This window comes from Roseomonas chloroacetimidivorans, from assembly GCF_049629625.1.
GTDB classification, from domain to species: Bacteria; Pseudomonadota; Alphaproteobacteria; order Acetobacterales; family Acetobacteraceae; genus Roseomonas; species Roseomonas chloroacetimidivorans.
This window is the reverse complement of the sequence record NZ_JBNBZS010000038.1, coordinates 24,788-42,060: the sequence shown is the minus strand read 5'-3', so window position 1 is coordinate 42,060 and position 17,273 is coordinate 24,788. Positions and strand designations below refer to the sequence as shown.

General features: G+C 66.8%; 14 protein-coding genes. 11 read left to right on the top strand and 3 right to left on the bottom strand.

Annotation, left to right across the window (positions count from 1 at the left end; genetic code table 11):
* Positions 1-72: 72 nt before the first annotated feature.
* Complete coding sequence (locus tag ACO1BU_RS23335) at positions 73-1,299, bottom strand: lipopolysaccharide biosynthesis protein (RefSeq protein ID WP_424138366.1); 1,227 nt, start codon at positions 1,297-1,299, stop codon at positions 73-75.
* Positions 1,300-2,364: 1,065 nt separating this feature from the next.
* On the opposite strand from ACO1BU_RS23335, the gene ACO1BU_RS23330 reads away from it, so the two are divergent.
* The 3 genes from ACO1BU_RS23330 to ACO1BU_RS23320 all read left to right on the top strand — a co-directional run bounded on the left by ACO1BU_RS23330 (position 2,365) and on the right by ACO1BU_RS23320 (position 4,729).
* Complete coding sequence (locus ACO1BU_RS23330; RefSeq protein WP_424138380.1) at positions 2,365-2,676, top strand: hypothetical protein; 312 nt, start codon at positions 2,365-2,367, stop codon at positions 2,674-2,676.
* A 204-nt stretch (positions 2,677-2,880) separates the two neighbouring features.
* Positions 2,881-3,195: a hypothetical protein gene (locus ACO1BU_RS23325; RefSeq protein ID WP_424138365.1), complete on the top strand. Its 315-nt coding sequence runs from the start codon at positions 2,881-2,883 to the stop codon at positions 3,193-3,195.
* Positions 3,196-3,520: 325 nt separating this feature from the next.
* On the top strand, positions 3,521-4,729 hold the full coding sequence (locus ACO1BU_RS23320) for a M20 aminoacylase family protein (RefSeq protein ID WP_424138364.1): 1,209 nt from the start codon (positions 3,521-3,523) through the stop codon (positions 4,727-4,729).
* Between the two features lie 43 nt (positions 4,730-4,772).
* Here ACO1BU_RS23320 and ACO1BU_RS23315 read toward each other — a convergent pair whose 3' ends face one another.
* Positions 4,773-6,350, bottom strand: coding sequence for an ABC transporter substrate-binding protein (locus tag ACO1BU_RS23315; protein ID WP_424138363.1), 1,578 nt, complete (start codon positions 6,348-6,350; stop codon positions 4,773-4,775).
* Positions 6,351-6,629: 279 nt separating this feature from the next.
* Between ACO1BU_RS23315 and ACO1BU_RS23310 the strand changes: the two genes are divergently transcribed.
* Complete coding sequence (locus ACO1BU_RS23310) at positions 6,630-8,750, top strand: TonB-dependent receptor (RefSeq protein WP_424138362.1); 2,121 nt, start codon at positions 6,630-6,632, stop codon at positions 8,748-8,750.
* Between the two features lie 82 nt (positions 8,751-8,832).
* Here the strand turns inward: ACO1BU_RS23310 and ACO1BU_RS23305 are convergent, their stop codons facing one another.
* Complete coding sequence (locus ACO1BU_RS23305; RefSeq protein ID WP_424138361.1) at positions 8,833-9,636, bottom strand: IclR family transcriptional regulator domain-containing protein; 804 nt, start codon at positions 9,634-9,636, stop codon at positions 8,833-8,835.
* A gap of 136 nt (positions 9,637-9,772) precedes the next feature.
* On the opposite strand from ACO1BU_RS23305, the gene ACO1BU_RS23300 reads away from it, so the two are divergent.
* Genes ACO1BU_RS23300 through ACO1BU_RS23270 form a run of 7 tightly spaced genes read left to right on the top strand, consistent with a single transcriptional unit; the run spans position 9,773 to position 17,254 of the window.
* Positions 9,773-11,095: a CaiB/BaiF CoA transferase family protein gene (locus tag ACO1BU_RS23300; RefSeq protein WP_424138360.1), complete on the top strand. Its 1,323-nt coding sequence runs from the start codon at positions 9,773-9,775 to the stop codon at positions 11,093-11,095.
* The gene (locus ACO1BU_RS23295) at positions 11,092-12,081 is read left to right on the top strand and encodes a Bug family tripartite tricarboxylate transporter substrate binding protein (protein WP_424138359.1); all 990 of its coding nucleotides are present in this window, start codon (positions 11,092-11,094) and stop codon (positions 12,079-12,081) included. Before ACO1BU_RS23300 ends, ACO1BU_RS23295 begins: the two co-directional genes overlap by 4 nt.
* Before the next feature lie 4 nt (positions 12,082-12,085).
* On the top strand, positions 12,086-13,231 hold the full coding sequence (locus tag ACO1BU_RS23290; RefSeq protein WP_424138358.1) for an acyl-CoA dehydrogenase family protein: 1,146 nt from the start codon (positions 12,086-12,088) through the stop codon (positions 13,229-13,231).
* On the top strand, positions 13,231-14,229 hold the full coding sequence (locus tag ACO1BU_RS23285) for an acyl-CoA dehydrogenase family protein (protein ID WP_424138357.1): 999 nt from the start codon (positions 13,231-13,233) through the stop codon (positions 14,227-14,229). Before ACO1BU_RS23290 ends, ACO1BU_RS23285 begins: the two co-directional genes overlap by 1 nt.
* Complete coding sequence (locus ACO1BU_RS23280) at positions 14,226-15,020, top strand: crotonase/enoyl-CoA hydratase family protein (RefSeq protein ID WP_424138356.1); 795 nt, start codon at positions 14,226-14,228, stop codon at positions 15,018-15,020. The genes ACO1BU_RS23285 and ACO1BU_RS23280 overlap by 4 nt, the downstream gene beginning before the upstream one ends.
* Positions 15,021-15,042: 22 nt before the next feature.
* Positions 15,043-15,957: an NAD(P)-dependent oxidoreductase gene (locus ACO1BU_RS23275; RefSeq protein ID WP_424138355.1), complete on the top strand. Its 915-nt coding sequence runs from the start codon at positions 15,043-15,045 to the stop codon at positions 15,955-15,957.
* Between the two features lie 46 nt (positions 15,958-16,003).
* Positions 16,004-17,254: an ABC transporter substrate-binding protein gene (locus ACO1BU_RS23270; protein ID WP_424138354.1), complete on the top strand. Its 1,251-nt coding sequence runs from the start codon at positions 16,004-16,006 to the stop codon at positions 17,252-17,254.
* Positions 17,255-17,273 lie beyond the last annotated feature (19 nt).

Below are 17,273 nucleotides of genomic sequence, written 5' to 3'. Positions count from 1 at the left end.
CACCAAGGCCCAGGCATTGCACCCGTCCGAACTTCCAGGCCCCATTCAGTCGGGGAAGCGAGCCATGCCCAGTCATGCCGGTTGGCGATCCTCGTTCGCGGCAATGCGCGTGAGAACAACATGCGTGACAATCAGCCGAGCGATATTGGCTCCGATCAGCGCTACGCAACTTCCCGTTATTCCGAAGGGCCCAGTCAGTGCGAAGGCCAGGGCTGCTGTCGTAAGTGCGCCGATCGCGTTGATGGCGAAGGCCAGAGGGACGACCCTGAGACCGTGTAGGAAGGAGATGACCAGGTCGGCTGCATAGCCGGCGACGGTCGCGATAATCAGTAGCCGTACCTGGGGGGAGAGTATGAGGTAGGTCGAGTCTGACCCGTAAACAAAATGAAGCAGGTGCCCAGGGGCGATCAGGACCAGCGCAGAGAAGGTCAGTAGCGCTGGTGCAGCGAGGACGAGGTAGCGCCTCGTTGATCGCCAAGCAGCCATTGTGCCGCTTGCGCTTGCCTGAGCCGAGGCTTGCGGGATGATGTTGCAGAGACCGGTAATGAGCGGGTTGGATAGGTTGACGATGTTGAAGGCCGCCTGAAGGTTTGCCACAGCCGCCGGGCCGGCAGAGATCGATAGTGTCCATGACAGGATCTGGAACCGGGCAATCGACAGAAGCCCGTTGCCGAGAGACCAGAAGCCGCCGACGGCCCAAAACTGGTTCATGGTGTGCCGTAGAGCGATAGGCGTGCTGAGGCGGATACGAAGTTGCCAACATTGCAGAAGGGCCGCCAATCCCGACGTAAGGGCGATTGCATAGAGGGCATTGGGCAGATCGAGGGCTGCGACCGTTGCGAGCCAGAGGATCACCACGACCTGCCCCAGGTAGCTGACGGCGTCGCCGAGAGACGCAAGGCGGTGGCGAAACTCGGCGAACAGGCCCCGCCGCATGCCTTCCTGAACCTGCCAGAGCAGGAAGCAGGAAAGAGCTGGCAGAATCAGGTCGGACCGCCCGAGGAGGAGCAGTGCCAAGCCCAGCGCAGCTCCAAGCGCGATGGAGACGCCGGCGATCAATACGACGGCTGTCTTCAGCAACTGAGCCTGCTCCTTTTCCTGGGCGAGCACGAGAAGCACCGCAAGTGGGTGAAACAGGACCGTGGCGTTGATGAGTTGCAGCGCGAACATGCCACCGAGCAGGAGGGCGTAGGTACCGTACTCAGCAGGGGCGAGATGCCTGGCCAGGAGAACGCTGACGAGAAAGGTCCCGACGCTGACAAGCCCCTGGTCGATGATCGTCCAGGTGGCGCGCATCAAGGTAGGCCTATCCCACATCTACCGCGTCCTCCAACTTGATACGAAAGGTGGCCCGCGTTGGGAAAACGCAGGGCGCATGACGCGTTCTCAGTCCGCTGTGCCGGAGCAACATCGGAGATGCCGGGCCTGCATCGCCCAAAGCCGGAAGGAGCTGCACCACTTCCTCCTCGGGGCGTGGACCGACCACATTGTGCCGCAGGGCCTTCGGACGCCAAAAAGGAATAAGGGGGTAGCCCGGTCGGATCGGCGCTGCCTCGTCTGGTTGTATGGGGCTCAGCGTCTGTCAAATAAGGTGCAAACGGAACTTCGTGGTGCGGACGACAAGCCGGGATCGGGCGCCCCAGTGCTTCTCCGCAGGGTCCGCTCTCACCCAGGCTGCACCTCGCTGTCTTTGGCGAGAAGTGCAGAATGGCCCTCCGCGACATTGTGCGTTGTACGAAGGTCGGCGTTGATCACCGTGGGAAAGGCGCCCGGGCACTTTCACCCGTGATGGCTGCGCGTTATCCGGCTGCCGGGGCCGAGCAAAGCCAGTCCTCACGACCGCAGCATCCACGAACCGAAACATGATCCGTGGACAGGACCTCCGCTGTTCCTACTTGGGCGTGAGAAAGGAAGTGCGTGGTCTGGGCAAGCCCCGCAGCGCCAGCGAGAAACAGTGTCTCGCCTATGGCTGGAAGTCCTAGCCGGTCATGGCCAGCACCGATGCTGTACCCTCCAGCATCAAGGAGACCCTGTTGCGCCAGCCGAACCGGTGGCTCATCGCAGCAGCAAGTCCATCGTCGACACCTGCTGCTCACTCGGCGGCACTGCCGACATCGGCTAACGCTCAAAATGCTGTCCTCCCCCGAGGTGCGGGATATGAAGACTACGAAGCCCCCGTTGGAGGATGGCCAGTTACTGGCGTGGTCGGGATGCCGCCGCCTAATCCGACTTGCGGTGCCCTAACGGGTATGTGAGCTTCTTCCCTGCTGCCCTTGTGCGCGAGGCTGGCAGAGCACAGATGGACTGCATGCATACGAAAGCCGACCGTCACCACGGTGGGGCCAGATGAGCGAGGCTGGATCGATGAACCAGCCCGTTCAGGGGCCGTTCCCTGATCGGGTGGTCAGCCTCAGCCGGGTGCGTGATGACAAGCTCTGGGCCGTGGTCGCCGCGGTCGGCCGGAAGACGCGGGTTGCCGAGATTTATGCCAGCCGTGCGGCGGCCGATGCCGACCGGACCTGGCGGGAACAGCAGGTCCGCGCCTATGCAGGGTTCTTGCGCAGTTCCAGCATGCCCCTGCCTAACTACACAGTTTCACCCATTCGCCGTGCCGACCTCCCCCGTAGTTGGCGTCCACTACCAGCCCTGGGCTTCCTGAGGGGGCAGTTTATCTGAACTATGTCCCCCTGAGCCATCTACGCAGACGGGCGCGGCGGCTTCCCCGATATCTCGCGCCGACTGATGGGCCCCTCGTGGGGCGCCGGCTCCGTTCGGGCCTGGAACACGGACCCGGAATTGCAGGCAACGCGCCGGGCGGCTTGGTGCCAAACTGCCGGGGGTGGCGGGCGTTACCCTCCAGCCATTAGGAAGGAGTAAGCTATGTGCCCGCCCGACAATGAGGACAAAAAGGGCGCCAGCATCCTGCCCGAGGAGAATGCCGTCTCCAGCGCCACCGGTTTCAGCGGGCCCTATCCGAGGCCGCGCGACAAATCGCCCGAGCATCAGTACAAGCCGCAACCCGGAGACAACAACAATTTCGTCGGTCCCGACGCGCCTGGCGGGCCGGTGAACATCCGCGTCAAGGGGGCTCCAGGGGATGCGCCAGGCCAGCCCGACGAGCGGGCTGAACCCGATGCCGGGGTCACGGAGGAGACGAAGAGAAACACCACCGGGAAGGGCAAGCACGCCGTTTAGGTCTTTCGGGCTTGAAGGCGTTCTAGAGGGCAGGTTTCGCCTTAGAATAACCTCGCCCTGCGGCAATCTGCTCCGGGGAGTTTGACGCACTGCCGGCGAGTTCGGCGGCGCGTCGGAGTGGCGGGATGGGGAAGCGACGAGGTGCAGGCCCGCGATGGTTGCGGGCAGGCGCGCGTAGGCGCCGGCAGGATGGCCTCCACCTTGAACGAAGCCGCACTCAGCTCCGTAACGCCCTCCAGGTAGGCATCCGAGGCGCCGGGTCTAGGCAGCGTGGGCAGGGCGGCTCATCATTTCGGCTCGGACCGCCTGCACGGAGCCCTGCCCAATGGACGAAACAGCCCTGGCCCAGATTAAGGCCCTGCATCCCGAGCTGATTGCTATCCGACGAGACATTCATGCCCATCCGGAGATGGGAATGGAGGAGGCTCGAACCTCGGCGCTGGTGGCGAAGACGCTGCGGGGCTGGGGGCTGGAGGTGACGGAGGAGGTTGGAAAGTACGGCGTTGTCGCCACGCTTAAGGGACGACTGCCGGGACAGCGGGCGATCGGGCTGCGCTGCGACATGGACGCGCTGGCGATCCCGGAGGGGACGGGGCTTCCCTATGCCTCCACGAACCCGGGGACCATGCATGCATGCGGGCATGACGGGCACACGGCGATGCTGCTCGGCGCTGCACGGCATCTTTCGCAGAACCCAAACTTTGGCGGAACGGTGCAGTTCATTTTCCAGCCCGCCGAGGAAGGGCGCGGGGGCGCGCGGGCGATGCTGGCGGATGGGTTGTTCGAACGCTTCCCAGTGGATGCTGTCTATGGCCTGCATAACGAGCCCGGGATGCCGGTCGGGCAGTTCGCGATCCGGCCCGGGCCGGCGATGGCGGCGGCGGACCGATGGGTCGTGACCTTCCGGGGCACCGGCGGGCATGGCGGAGCGGCCCCTCATCTCTCAACGGATGTAACGGTGCTGCAGGCGCAGTTCGTGCTGGCGCTGCAGACCGTGGTCTCACGCAACATCGCGGCAGTGGACGCCGCGGTGATCAGCGTCGGCGCCATTCACGGCGGATCCATGGAATCGCTCAACGTGATGCCGGCGGAGCTGGTGATCGGCGGGACGGCACGGTCCTACACGCCGGCAGTGCGGGACACGATTGAGCGGCGGATCGGAGAGTTGGCCTCGGGGCTGGCGGGGAGCTTTGGGTGTTCGGCGGAAGTCGCCTACCGGCGCGGGACCTCCCCGCTGCTCAACCACGAGGAGCAGACGGAGGTCGCGATGGAGGCGGCGGCCGCGCTGGTCGGGGCAGGAAATGTGGAGGGGAATGCGCCGCTGGTGCTGGGGGCGGAGGACTTCTCCGCGATGCTGGAGGCGCGCCCGGGGGCGTTCATGTTCATGGGGAATGGCGGGGGCGGCGCGACATCCCAGGGGCTGCACACGCCGTATTACGACTTCAACGACGACGCCATTCCGTATGGGGTGGGGTACTGGGTAAGCCTGGTCGAGCGGGAACTGGGGAGCGTTGGAGAGCGGTCAGCGGCCTGAGTGTCCCCTGGGGCGGGCCGCGCTGGGCGGCCCGCCTGAAGGGTCAGGCCGGGCGGACATCCATGGCGAGAGTCATCTCGTCCGCACGCGGGGTGTGCTTCAGGCCCCGGCGCATGGCCCAGATGTTCTTCTGGACGTGCAGGGGTATCCAGGCGACGTCCGCGGCCGCAATCCTCGTGGCCTCCTGCATGAGCTTTTCGCGTGCCTCGTCGTCGGTGGTGGCCATGGCGCGGCCCAGGACTTCGTCGAAATGCGGATTGGAGTAGCCGGTGCGGTTCACCGTGCCCCAGCCCTTCTCCATGTCACGGGTGCCGAGGAGGCCGCGGAGGCCGGAGGAGGGCTCGCCATTGGAGTTAGCCCAGCCACCGAGGGACATGGAGTTGTCGAAGCGGGCAACGCGCTGGGCCACGACCGAGAAGGGCATGGTCTCGACCTTCGTTCTTACGCCAATCCGGGTCCACATCTGGCCGATGCTCTGAGCGACCTGGGCATCGTTCACGTAGCGATCGTTGGAGGCCAGGAGGGTGATGGTAAAACCCTGAGGGTAGCCGGCTTCGGCCAGAATCTTCTTTGCGCGTTCGGGGTCGAAAGCGGGGGGCGGTAGGTCAGGGACGTAGCCATAGGCGCCGGGAGGCATGAACTGGCCGGTGGGAATGGCGGCACCGGACATGATGCGGTCGGCGATAGCCTGGCGGTTGATGGCGGTGGTGAGGGCCTGGCGCACGCGTAGGTCCGTCATGGGGTTGCGCGCCAGGGCTTCCCCGTTCGGGCCGGTGGCGTAGGGCGACTGGGAACGAAAGTCGGAGCGCAGATAGACGGAGCGGAGACTGACAGTCTCCGAGATGGTGAGGTTGGGTTCAGTGCGGAGGCGCGCGATGTCGGAGGTGGGAACGGCATCGATAAAGCTGACATCGCCAGCCTGGAGGGCGGCCACACGAGCGCCGTCATTAGAGATCATGCGGTAGTTCACGCGACCCCAGGTAGGCTTCGCACCCCAATAGGCGTCATTGCGCTCCAGCTCCACGCGGTCGTTGGAGCGAAAGCTGATGAAGCGGAAGGGGCCGGTACCGATGGCGTTCTTGCCACTATTGAAATCGCCGGTTGAGGGGTTCTCGCCAAGGCCGTGCCAGATGATGAAGACCTGGGACATGTCGGCGGGCAGAAGCGGGTAAACTCCGGCGGTCCGCATGCGGATAAGGTGGGGGTTCACCACCTCCATGCCCTGGATTGCCTTGGTGAAGACGGCAAAGGAGCCGGGGCTATTCAGCACATGCGGCACGCGGTTGATGGTGTAGGTGACATCGGCGGCGGTGAAGGGCTCGCCGTTGTGGAAGCGGACGCCCTCGCGCAGCTTGAATTCCCAGGTGGTGTCATCGACCAGGCGCCAGGATTCGGCGAGGCCGGGAATGAGGCGGCCCTGGGCGTCGCGATGTACGAGGTTGTCGAAGATGTGCTGGGCCAGGGCACTGTTCGGCGTCAGCGTGTAGTAGTGCGGGTCCACCGAACTGGGTGGGGCGCTGACAGCAAGATCCAACATGCGCGTGCCTTGCGCGGCAGCGAGATCCGGTAGGGCGGCCGCGGCCGCGGCCGTCAGGAGCAGGCGGCGGGATGCTGGGAACATGCGGGGGGGGCTCCTCAGGCGGGAAACGGCCGTCCATCCGATGCAAGGAGCGCACCAGGGGCGGCGAGGAGTGTCAAGCGTGCTCATGGTCCCTCATGAGCCCCGACCGCGGGCAGTGCCACAGCGTAAGCCGCGCACCGGCAGCACAGCGGCATGCTTCCGCTAACTCCAGGATCTGTGCCGCACCTGCGTGCGGAATGATTGCTCTCGCATGCGTTATAGTATAACGTAACATGACTGCCGGAATATGGCGTAACTGGCGAGCAATGGTGAAGCCCAATGACGATTTCGTATCGCACAACGTTGCTGGCGACGGCGACCGCCCTGACCTGCCTGTGCGCGTCCGAGTGGGCGCAAGCACAAGAGCCCGTCTCGATCCCAACGGTTTCGGTCACTGCGAGTCCTATCGCCACTGACCAACTCGGCAGCTTCGTGCCGGTGACGACGCTCGACCAGCAGCAGATCGCCATCCAGCCTGCCCGCTCTCTCGGGGACGTCCTGCTCTTCGAGCCCGGCATCAGCGCCACCACCTTCGCTCCGGGTGCCAGCCGGCCCATTATCCGCGGCCTGGATACCTTCCGTGTCCGTCTGCAGGAGAACGGCTTCGGCGCTGGTGACGCCTCCGCCTTCGGCGAGGATCATGTCGTGCCGCTCGATCCCCTATCGGCGGACCGCATCGAGGTGGTCCGCGGGCCGGCCTCGCTGCGCTGGGGCTCGCAGGCGATCGGTGGCGTGGTCAACCTCATCAACAACCGCATCCCCACGACCCTGCCGGATCGAGCGGTCCAGGGGCGGGTCTCAGGAGGCTGGAACAGCGGCTCGCGCGGCTGGGACGGGGTGGGCAGCACCGATCTGCGCGCCGGCAACTTCGTCGCGCATTTCGATGTTTTTGGGCGCTACGACAGCGACTACCGCATCCCCGGCGGCGGCCGCCAGGCGAACAGCGGCGTGCGCACCGACGGAAAATCCGCGGGCCTGAGCTACATCTTCGACCAAGGCTTCATCGGCACGTCGATTTCGCATTTCCGGAGCCTCTACGGCATTCCCGGCGGCGAAGAGGCCGAGACGCGCACGCAGATCAATGCCGAGCAGGTACGCTGGTCCACACGCGGCGAGTACCGTCCGGGCCGCGGTCCCATCCAACGCATCAGCGCCTGGCTGGGTTTTACCAACTACCATCACGAGGAAATCGGCGCGGCGGAGGCCGATGGGCACGGCGGAGAGGAGGAGTTTGGCGCCGTCGGCGAGCGGGTGGTGCATGGCGGGTTCCGGAACAACACCTGGGATAGCCGCGTCGAGATGCAGCACGTCCCGATCAACACGGGCATCGGTGCTCTGAACGGCACTTTCGGCGTGTCAATCGAGCGGGAGAGGCTGCGTACCACCGGCGAGTTCCTGGAATTCCTGCCTCCGGCCCGGACGGACCGCTATGCCGGCTACTTGTTTGAAGAGTTGACACTCTCGCCGCGTCTCCGGCTGCAGGCGTCTACCCGGGTCGAGTTCGCCCGCATCGCCGGCTCTACCGCCATCTTCCCCGGCGGGAATCTGCCCGCGGATTCGGACGAGGAACTGGAGAACACCGGCCGGCGCCGCAATTTCATGCCGGTCAGCGTCAGCCTCGGCCTGCTCCGGGACCTGCCCTGGGACATGCAGGCGCGGGTGACAGGTCAGTATGTCCAGCGGTCGCCCAGCGCCGCCGAGCTTTTCTCGCGCGGCGCCCATGACGCATCAGGCACCTTCGACATCGGCGATCCCAATCTGAGGAAGGAGAAGGCTGCAACCGTCGAGATCGGGCTGGCAAGGGTGGCCGGGTCCACCCGCTTTGACGCAAGCGCCTTCCTGTCGCACTTCGACGGCTTCATCTACCGCGCCCTCACCGGCAACAGCTGCGGCGAGGAGTTCAGCTCCTGCGCGCCGGGGCTGGATGGGGACTTCCGTCAGGTCGCCTTCGGCCAGCGGAATGCCCGCTTTTACGGCGTGGAGGCCAAGGCGGAGCAGGATCTCTTTGATCTGTGGGACGGAAATTTCGGCGTCTCCGCGCGCTACGATTTCGTCCGGGCCCAGTTTGAGAGCGGTGGCGGGAACCTGCCCCGCATTCCGCCCCATCGCCTCGGCGGTGGCGTATACTGGCGTGACGGTACCTTCCAGGGTGGCGTCGACTACCTGCACGCCTTCAACCAGAACCGTGTGAGCGAGAACGAGACACCGACGAAGGGTTTCGATCTGCTGAACGCGCGGATCGGCTACACGGCGCGTCTAGACGAGAACAGGGCTGCGAACTTCTCCGTCATTGGCACTAACCTGCTGGATCGCGATATCCGGAACGTCGCCTCCTTCAAGAAGGACGAGGTTCTGCTGCCCGGCCGGACCGTGCGCCTTCTTATGACGGTGACCTTCTGACCGGTTAGGGCCGGAGGGGGCTGGATCGTGACCGCGCTGTTCATGGCATCGCGGTTCCGAACCCGGGGGCCGCTCCGGCCCTTCACGCCCCCTGCGATACCCCGCCGCGTGATTGCGCGAGAGCTCCGGAGAGCTCCCTGGCCGCATCCTGGAGCAGGGGCAGGAAGCGACGCACGATTTCGTCACGTTGCGATGCTTCGTTGAGGTACATCAGGTTGAGTGCGGCGATCGCGGCGCCATTTAGTAGGACGGGAACGCCGATCGCGCTCGCCAAACCGCCGTATTCTCGCGCGGAATAGGCATCGTCCATCACGGCGTATCCCTGCGCGCGTATTTCGCGCAGGAAGGCCTCGGCCCGTGCGGCATCGCGCGCCGGCTCGTTCCAGGGCTCGGCCGAGCGCGTGGCGAGGGAGAGGGCCCGCTCCCGCTCTGCCGGCTCACAGAAGGCCAGGAAGGCGCGGCCGAGCGAGGTGGCCAGGATCGGCGCGCGATAGCCAGACCTTCGCCCGAAAAGAAGCCGTCCCTCCACGCGGCTCGTATGGGCGACCACCATTGCGTCGCCATCGAAGACGGCGACATCGGAGGGCCAGCCGGTGCTGCGGCGCAGCGCTTCCATCACCGGCGTGGCCGCGAGGCCGACCTCCCGGTGCGCGGCATAGCCCGCACTGAGTTCCAGCGTGCGCCCGGTTGGAAGGTACACGGCCTGATCCGGGTGGCGTACGACCAACCCCGCATGGATCAGCGTCTCCAACATCCGCACAACGGCGGGCTGGTTAAGGCCGGTGAGGCGGTGGATGCCCTTCACTGTAGCGCCATCTAGCCGGTTCACCGCGCGCAGGACGTCCAGGCCGCGCAGAAGCGCCGTGACGGGCTCGTAGGAGGGCATGGCGAATTTCCGTGAACGGGAGGCAGATTGGTGTTTCCCGGTGCGGGATCCCTCTGTTAGGCTAGATTTGAAACTGAATTTCATCAAATGAAATCAAAGGGCGGGCTTCGAAGCGTCGCCAGGAGGAAACGGCCGAATGGGCCAGAGCGCGACCACCATGACGGCCGAGTTGCGGCCGGAGGGTGCCGCCAGCGGGGCTGGGCCGTTGGCAGGGCTGAAGGTGCTGGACCTCTCGCGCGTGCTGGCCGCGCCGTGGGCGACGCAGATCCTCGGTGATCTCGGGGCCGAAGTGCTGAAGGTGGAGCAGCCGGGCAAGGGCGACGACACGCGGGGCTGGGGGCCGCCCTTCCTGGAGGACGGCTCGGCGCGGCCGGATGCGGCCTATTATCTCTGCACCAACCGCAACAAGCGCTCCCTCGCCATCGACTTCTCGCGACCCGAAGGCGCCGCGCTCGTGCAGCGGATGGCCGAGGGGGCCGACATCCTCGTGGAGAACTTCCGCACCGGCGGGCTGGCGAAATACGGGCTGGACGCTGCGTCCTTGCTGCGGCGGAACCCGCGCCTGATTTACTGTTCCATCACCGGCTTCGGGCAGACGGGCCCCTATGCCTCGCGCGGCGGTTACGATTTCCTGATCCAGGGCATGAGCGGGCTGATGAGCGTCACCGGCCGCCCCGAGGGTGAGCCTGGGGAGGGGCCCGTGAAGGTTGGGCTGCCGGTCAGCGATCTCTTCACGGGGCTCTACGCCGCCACCGCCATCCTAGCCGCGATCAACCATCGCCACCTCACCGGGGAAGGGCAGCACATCGACCTCGCGCTGCTGGACAGCCAGGTCGCGCTGCTGGTGAACCAGGCGATGAATTTCCTGGTCGGCGGCGAGGTGCCGCAGCGGTTGGGTAATGCCCATCCGAATGTCGTGCCCTATCGCGACTTCGCGGCCAGCGACGACTACATCCTTGTCACCTGCGGCAGCGACGGGCAGTTCTTTGCGCTCTGCAGACTTCTCGGGCGCGAGGATCTGGCGGCCGATCCCCGCTTCGCCACCAATGCCGGGCGGCTGCGAGACCGGCGCGTGCTGGAGGTGGAACTGGCGCGCGCCATTGCGCCCTGGCGCGCGGCGGATCTGCTGGCTGCCATGGCGAAGGCCGGCGTGCCGGGCGGGCCGATCAACTCCATTGATCAGGTGCTGGCGGACCCGCAGATCGCCGCGCGAGAGATGCTGCGCAGGATGCGGCGCGATGACGGGACAGAGGTGACGGTGATCGCCTATCCCGGCCGCCTGTCCCGGAGCCCGGCCAGCTACCGCTTGGCCCCGCCACGGCTAGGGCAGGACACGCGCGCGGTGCTGGCGTCGGAGCTGGGGCTGGATGGAGCGCAGATCGAGGCATTGTGCGCATCTGGCGTGATCGCGACGGCCGAGCCCGCCCGGCAGGACAAGGAAGCGGAGAGGACGGCATGAACCATCTCGGTCGCCGTAGCCTGCTGGCCGGCATCGCCGCGCTGGCGACCGTGCCCGCTGCTTCGTCCGGCGCGCGGGCGCAATCGACGCCCTGGCCTGCGCGGCCGATCCGGCTGGTCGTGCCTTTTCCGCCGGGCGGGCCGACCGACATCGTCGCGCGCGTGCTGGCCGAGCGCATGTCGCGCAGCCTGGGCCAGCCGATTCCGGTGGAGAACCGGCCCGGCGCGAACGGCAATATCGGCAACGAGGTGGTCGCGAAGGCGGAGCCCGACGGCTACACGGTGCTCTACAACACCTCCTCCATCGCCCTCAGCCCCGCGCTCTACACGCGCCTGCCCTATGATGCGATGCGCGACCTGGCGCCGGTGGTGCAGACCGCGACCATCCCGCTGGTGCTGGCGGTGAACCCGTCTCTGCCGGTGCGGGATATCCGGGGCTTCGTGGATTATGTCCGCGCGCGGCCCGGTGCGCTCTCCTATGGCTCCGCGGGCAATGGCAATGTCACCCATCTCGGTGCCTTCCTGCTGCTGCGCTCCCAGGGGCTGGAGGCCGTGCATGTCGGCTATCGCGGCAGCGCCCCCGCCCTGGTGGATGCCGCCGCGGGGCAGGTGCAGTTCCTGACGGACACGGTGAACTCCGCGCTGCCCCTGATCCGCGAGGGGCGGCTGCGGGCGCTGGCCGTGACCAGCCCGAAGCGCTTGGCACCCTTGCCCGATGTTCCGACAGTTGCCGAGACGCTGCTCCCGGGGTTCGAGGTGGGCGCCTGGCAGGGGATCATGGTGCCCGTGCGGACCGCGCCCGCCATCATCGAGCGGCTGAACGCGGTGGCGATGCAGGCCTTGGCCGATCCGGATGTGCGGGCGAGGCTGGCCGAGCAAGGCACCGAGCCGCTGGGCTCCACCCCCGAGGAATATGGCCGCATCCTGCGCGAGGAAACCGCGCGCTGGGGCCGCGTCATTGCCGAGAGCGGCGTGAAGCTGGACTGACGCGATGATCGGTGCCCTTCCCCTTGCCGCCATTCCGCCCGAGGACGAGGCGCTGCGCTCGGAGATCCGCGCCTTCCTGCAGGAAGCCGTGGCCGATATTCCCCCCGAGCGTCGCGCACGGTCCTGGATGGGCTTCGACCCCGGCTTCAGCCGAAAGCTGGCTGAACGCGGTTGGCTGGGCCTCACCTTCCCGAAGGAATATGGGGGCGCCGGGCGCGGGGCCTTTGCGCGCTATGTGCTGGTGGAGGAATTGCTCTCCGTCGGTGCGCCCGTTTCCGCGCATTGGATCGCGGACCGCCAGAGCGGGCCGTTGATCCAGCGCTTCGGGACGGAAGCGCAGCGCCGTTTCTACCTGCCGCGCATCTGCCGGGCCGATGCCTTTTTCTGCATCGGCATGAGCGAGCCGAACACCGGATCGGATCTGGCGAGCGTGACCACCCGCGCGGTGCGGGAAGGCGAGGGCTGGCGGCTGAACGGCGCCAAGATCTGGACCACCAACGCGCAGCATTCCCACTACATGATCGCCCTGGTGCGCACGAGCGGCACGCCGGCCGACCGGCACAAAGGCCTCTCGCAGCTCATTGTGGACCTACACGCGCCTGGCGTGCGGATCAGCCCGATCCGCGACCTGGCCGGGGACGCGCATTTCTCCGAGGTGGTCTTCGAGGATGTGCTGCTTCCCGCCGATGCGCTGATCGGCGACGAGGGTTCCGGCTGGATGCAGGTGAATGCCGAGCTAGCCTTCGAGCGCAGTGGGCCGGAGCGCGTACTCTCCTCCGCAGTGCTGCTGGACGAATGGGCGCGCTGGCTGCGCGAGGCTGGCGCGACCGGGGCGGCCGAGGCGCTGCTGGGGCGGCTGTTGGCACATCTGGCGGTGCTGCGCGCCATGTCCATCGCCGTCACCGGGCGGCTGGTGGAGGGAGAAAGCCCAATCGTGGAGGCGGCGCTGGTGAAGGATCTCGGCACCGAATTCGAGCAGATGATACCGGTGGTCGTGGCCGATATCCTTGCGCAGCCGGGTCTTCCGGCGCCGGGGCCGCTGATGCGGACCCTCGCTTATACGGCGGCGATGGCGCCCTCTTTCTCTCTGCGCGGCGGCACGCGCGAGATCCTGCGTGGCATGATCGCGCGCGGGATGGGGCTGCGGTGATGGACAGCCTTCTCGTCCGCTCCGCCGAGGAACTGTTCTCCCGCTATGCCTCCTCCGAGGCCGTGCGGGCCATCCGCGCGGGCGGTTCACCCGAGGTGCTTTGGGGAAAGCTGGAGCAGGCGGGCTTCCTCGATGCGCTGGTGCCGGAGGCCGCGGGCCGGACTGGTCTGAGCCCCGCGGAGGCTCTTCCCGTTCTGATGATGGCGGGGCGCTTCGCCGTGCCGCTGCCAGTGGGCGAGACGATGCTGGCCCGCGCCGCCCTGGCGGCGATGGGGGGGGCGCCGCCGCCCGGCGCGATCCTTTTGGGGGAGGCCTTCGGGAACGGGGTGCGGGTGCCCGCCATCGGTCTGGCCGAATGGGTGCTTCTGCCCCGGGATGACGAAGCTCTCTTGCTGCCCATGGACGGGATGGTGCGGGATGAGGAAGCCGGCTCTCCCCTGGGCTGCGTCCTACGCTGGCCCCCGGGTGCCGGACGGCGCGTGGCTGCTTCCGGCCTGTTTCCGGCCGGTGCCTGGGCGGAGGTGGCGGCGATGGCCGGCGCCATGGAGCGCATCCTGGAGAGCACGGTGCGCCATGCGCAGGACCGCCAGCAATTCGGCCGCCCCGTCGCCGCCTTCCAGGCCGTGCAGCAACAGATCAGCGTGATGACCGAGGATGTCTTCGCCACGCGCATGGCCGCGCAGCTTGCCTCGGTGCCGGATGGCGAGGGCATTGCCGGGCTCAACCCGACCCGGATCGCCGCCGCCAAGCTGCGCGCGGGGGAGGCGGCGGTGCGCGTCTCCGCCACTGCCCATGCGATGCACGGCGCCATGGGCATCACGGAGGAGTTGGACCTGCATCTTCTGACCGAGCGGCTGCGGACCGGCCGGATGCGCTTCGGTGGGGAGGCGCATTGGGGCGCTTGGCTCGGCCGGCGCTTCCTTGCTGGCGATGCGACCGAAACCTTGGCCTTCGTGCGCACGCATTTGAGCCCTTCAGCGCTGGAGGCAACGGAATGAACGACTTCCTTCTTTTCGAGCGTGACGGGCCCATCGTCACCCTGACCATGAACGCGCCGGAGCGGCGCAATGCCCTGGGCATTGAGGGGGAAACAACCGAGGCCTTCACCGAGGCCTGCCGCCGCATCGCGGCCGAAGCGGATGTGCGCGCCGTGATCCTGACCGGGGCAGGAACGGCCTTCTCGGCGGGCGGTGACCTGAAATCCATGCGCGAGCGTTTCGGCATGAACCCGGCCGACATCCGTGAGAGCTACCGGCGCGGCATCCAGCGCATTCCGCTCGCCCTCTACGAACTGGACGTGCCGACCATCGCAGCGGTGAACGGTCCGGCCATCGGGGCGGGGCTGGATCTGGCCTGCATGTGCGACATCCGCATTGGCGCCGAGAGTTCAGTCTATGCCGAAAGCTTCGTCAGCGTTGGCATCGTGCCCGGTGATGGTGGTGCCTGGCTGCTGCCGCGCGCGGTAGGCCAGTCCAAGGCGGCGGAAATGGCCTTCACGGGAGACCGGCTGGACGCGCGAGCGGCGCTGGAGTGTGGGCTGGTCTCGCGCGTCGTGCCGGATGCGGTGCTGATGGATGCGGCCCAGGAACTGGCGGGCCGGATCGCCCGCAACCCACCCCAGGTGCTGCGGATGACCAAGCGCCTGCTGCGTGAGGGGCAGCATATGCGCCTCTCCTCCCTGCTGGAGATGTCGGCGGCCTTCCAGGCCCTGGCGCATACCACGCGGGATCACGAGGAGGCGGTGAACGCCTGGTTCGACAAGCGCAAGCCGGTCTTCGAGGGCCGGTAAGACGCCGGGAAGGAAGGGTCACATGGAGCGTGTTGGTTTCATCGGTCTTGGGCGGATGGGGCGTCCCATGGCGTCCAACCTGCGCCGCAGGCAGTTCGCCCTGTCCGTCTTTGACATGGCACCTTCAGCCACGACAGCGCTCGAGGAACTGGGGGCGGTTCGAGCCTCGTCAGTGGCCGAGCTAGGGCGCTCCTCGTCCATCGTCGTAACCATGCTGCCGGGGCCGCGTGAGGTGCGGGAAACCGTACTGGGCGCGGATGGCCTGCTGGCAAATCTCGCCCCCGGGTCCCTGGTGGTGGACAGTTCCACGGTTGACCCGGCTACGAGTGACGCGCTGGCAGCGGCCTGCGCGGACAAGGGCATTGGCTTCGTGGATGCGCCGGTCGGGCGCCTGGCCAGCCATGCGGAGCGGGGGGAGAGCCTGTTCATGGTGGGGGCGAGCGAGACGGATTTCGCCCGCGTCCGCCCACTCCTGGAGGCGATGGGCAGTACGATCCACCATTGCGGGCCGCCCGGCAGCGGTACACGGACGAAGCTGGTGAACAACCACCTCGCCGTGCTGCTCTGCACGATCAACGCCGAGGCGCTCGCCCTGACAGCGCGCTTCGGGTTGGACCTGGAGCGAACTCTTGAGGTTCTGCACGGCACCACGGCCACCAATGGCCAGCTGAAGGTCAACTGGCCGCAGAAGGTACTGTCCGGCGACACGGAGCCGGGCTTCGCGATCGACCTGGCCCATAAGGACCTGAGCCTGATCGTGGAGGCCGGCAACGCGGCGCGCGTGCCGCTTCCCATGGCGGCGGCGGGGCGGGAGACGCTCTCCTCCGCGCGTGCGCGGGGCTTCGGGGGGAAGGACTTCTCGGCGCTGCTCGACGCGCAATGCGACCTGTCCGGGATCGAGCCGCCACGGTTGAGGGCAGGCCCGCCCGGCGGCTGAATCGGACTGATAAACAGAAAAAGACAAGAACAGGGAGGAGTTGAGCATGGCGGAGAGGCAAGGTGGGATCGGCCGGCGGGCTGCCCTGGGCGTGGGCACCGGCCTGCTGGCGGCGGCTGCCGCACGCGCCCAGGCGCAGCAACCCACGATCCGGATCGGGTTCCTCACGGACCTTTCAGGCCCGTACAAGGACATCACCGGGGAGACGGGCGCCATCTGCGCGCGCCAGGCAATTGCGGACTTTAACGCAGCCGAGAAGGGCATGCGGGTAGAGGTGCTGCTGGCCGACCACCAGCAGCGGCCCGATGTTGGCTTGGGCATCGCGCGCGAATGGTTTGACCGCGGCGATGTTGATGTGGTGATGGATGTCGGCAGTTCGGCCATTGCCCTGGCGGTGAGCGGGCTGGTGACGGAGCGGAACAAGGTTCACCTGAACACCGGTGCCGCGTCATCGGACCTCACGGGCAAGTCCTGCAACGCCAATACCATCCACTGGCCCTACGACACCTGGTCCAACGCCAATTCCACCGCGCGGTCCTTGCTGAACTCCGGTGGAACCCGCTGGTTCTTCATTACGGCAGACTACGCCTTCGGCAAGACCATGCAGGCCGACGCGGTCCGGATCATCGAGGCCGGCGGCGGACAGGTCGTGGGCTCGGCGCTGCACCCTTTCCCTGGAAATACCGACTTCTCCTCCTACCTGGTCCAGGCGCGCGCCCGGCGGGCCAATGTCGTCGCCTTCGCCAATGCCGGGGCGGATATGCTGAACTGCGTGAAGCAGGCAGCAGAGTTCGGGGTAACGCGCGCCGGAATCCGCCCGGCTGCGCTGGTAGCCTTCGTCCAAGACGTGAAGTCGCTGGGGCTGGAGACCGCGCAGGGGCTGACCATCAGCGAGAGCTTCTACTGGGACCTGAACGATCGGACCCGCGCCTTCACGGAGCGGCTGAAGCCGCGCCTGACGAACGGCAACATGCCGAATATGGACCATGCCGCCGCCTATTCCGCCACCCTCCATTACCTGAAGGTCGTGTCAGAGTTGGGTGTTGCACGCGCCAAGGCGGATGGACGGGCCGTGGTCGCCGCCATGAAGCGCCTTCCTACCGAGGATGACTGCTTTGGCAAGGGAATCGTGCGCGCCGATGGGCGCAAGATTCATCCCATGTATCTCTTCGAGGTGAAGAAGCCCTCCGAAAGCACGGGACCTTGGGACCTGCTCAAGATGGTGGGCACAACGCCAGCGGAGAGTGCGTTCCGGCCCCTGGCTGAGGGAGGCTGCTCGCTGATAGCAGACCGATAAGATCTGGCGCCGAGAGGCG

What these genes read in the sequence shown, in the direction of transcription:
- ACO1BU_RS23330 (WP_424138380.1), top strand. Translation starts at nt 2,365, where the DNA reads ATGAACCAGCCCGTTCAGGGGCCGTTCCCTGATCGGGTGGTCAGCCTC.
- ACO1BU_RS23275 (WP_424138355.1), top strand. Translation starts at nt 15,043, where the DNA reads ATGGAGCGTGTTGGTTTCATCGGTCTTGGGCGGATGGGGCGTCCCATG.
- ACO1BU_RS23280 (WP_424138356.1), top strand. Translation starts at nt 14,226, where the DNA reads ATGAACGACTTCCTTCTTTTCGAGCGTGACGGGCCCATCGTCACCCTG.
- ACO1BU_RS23325 (WP_424138365.1), top strand. Translation starts at nt 2,881, where the DNA reads ATGTGCCCGCCCGACAATGAGGACAAAAAGGGCGCCAGCATCCTGCCC.
- ACO1BU_RS23305 (WP_424138361.1), bottom strand. Translation starts at nt 9,636, where the DNA reads ATGCCCTCCTACGAGCCCGTCACGGCGCTTCTGCGCGGCCTGGACGTC.
- ACO1BU_RS23320 (WP_424138364.1), top strand. Translation starts at nt 3,521, where the DNA reads ATGGACGAAACAGCCCTGGCCCAGATTAAGGCCCTGCATCCCGAGCTG.
- ACO1BU_RS23270 (WP_424138354.1), top strand. Translation starts at nt 16,004, where the DNA reads ATGGCGGAGAGGCAAGGTGGGATCGGCCGGCGGGCTGCCCTGGGCGTG.
- ACO1BU_RS23315 (WP_424138363.1), bottom strand. Translation starts at nt 6,350, where the DNA reads ATGTTCCCAGCATCCCGCCGCCTGCTCCTGACGGCCGCGGCCGCGGCC.
- ACO1BU_RS23310 (WP_424138362.1), top strand. Translation starts at nt 6,630, where the DNA reads ATGACGATTTCGTATCGCACAACGTTGCTGGCGACGGCGACCGCCCTG.
- ACO1BU_RS23295 (WP_424138359.1), top strand. Translation starts at nt 11,092, where the DNA reads ATGAACCATCTCGGTCGCCGTAGCCTGCTGGCCGGCATCGCCGCGCTG.
- ACO1BU_RS23290 (WP_424138358.1), top strand. Translation starts at nt 12,086, where the DNA reads ATGATCGGTGCCCTTCCCCTTGCCGCCATTCCGCCCGAGGACGAGGCG.
- ACO1BU_RS23285 (WP_424138357.1), top strand. Translation starts at nt 13,231, where the DNA reads ATGGACAGCCTTCTCGTCCGCTCCGCCGAGGAACTGTTCTCCCGCTAT.
- ACO1BU_RS23300 (WP_424138360.1), top strand. Translation starts at nt 9,773, where the DNA reads ATGGGCCAGAGCGCGACCACCATGACGGCCGAGTTGCGGCCGGAGGGT.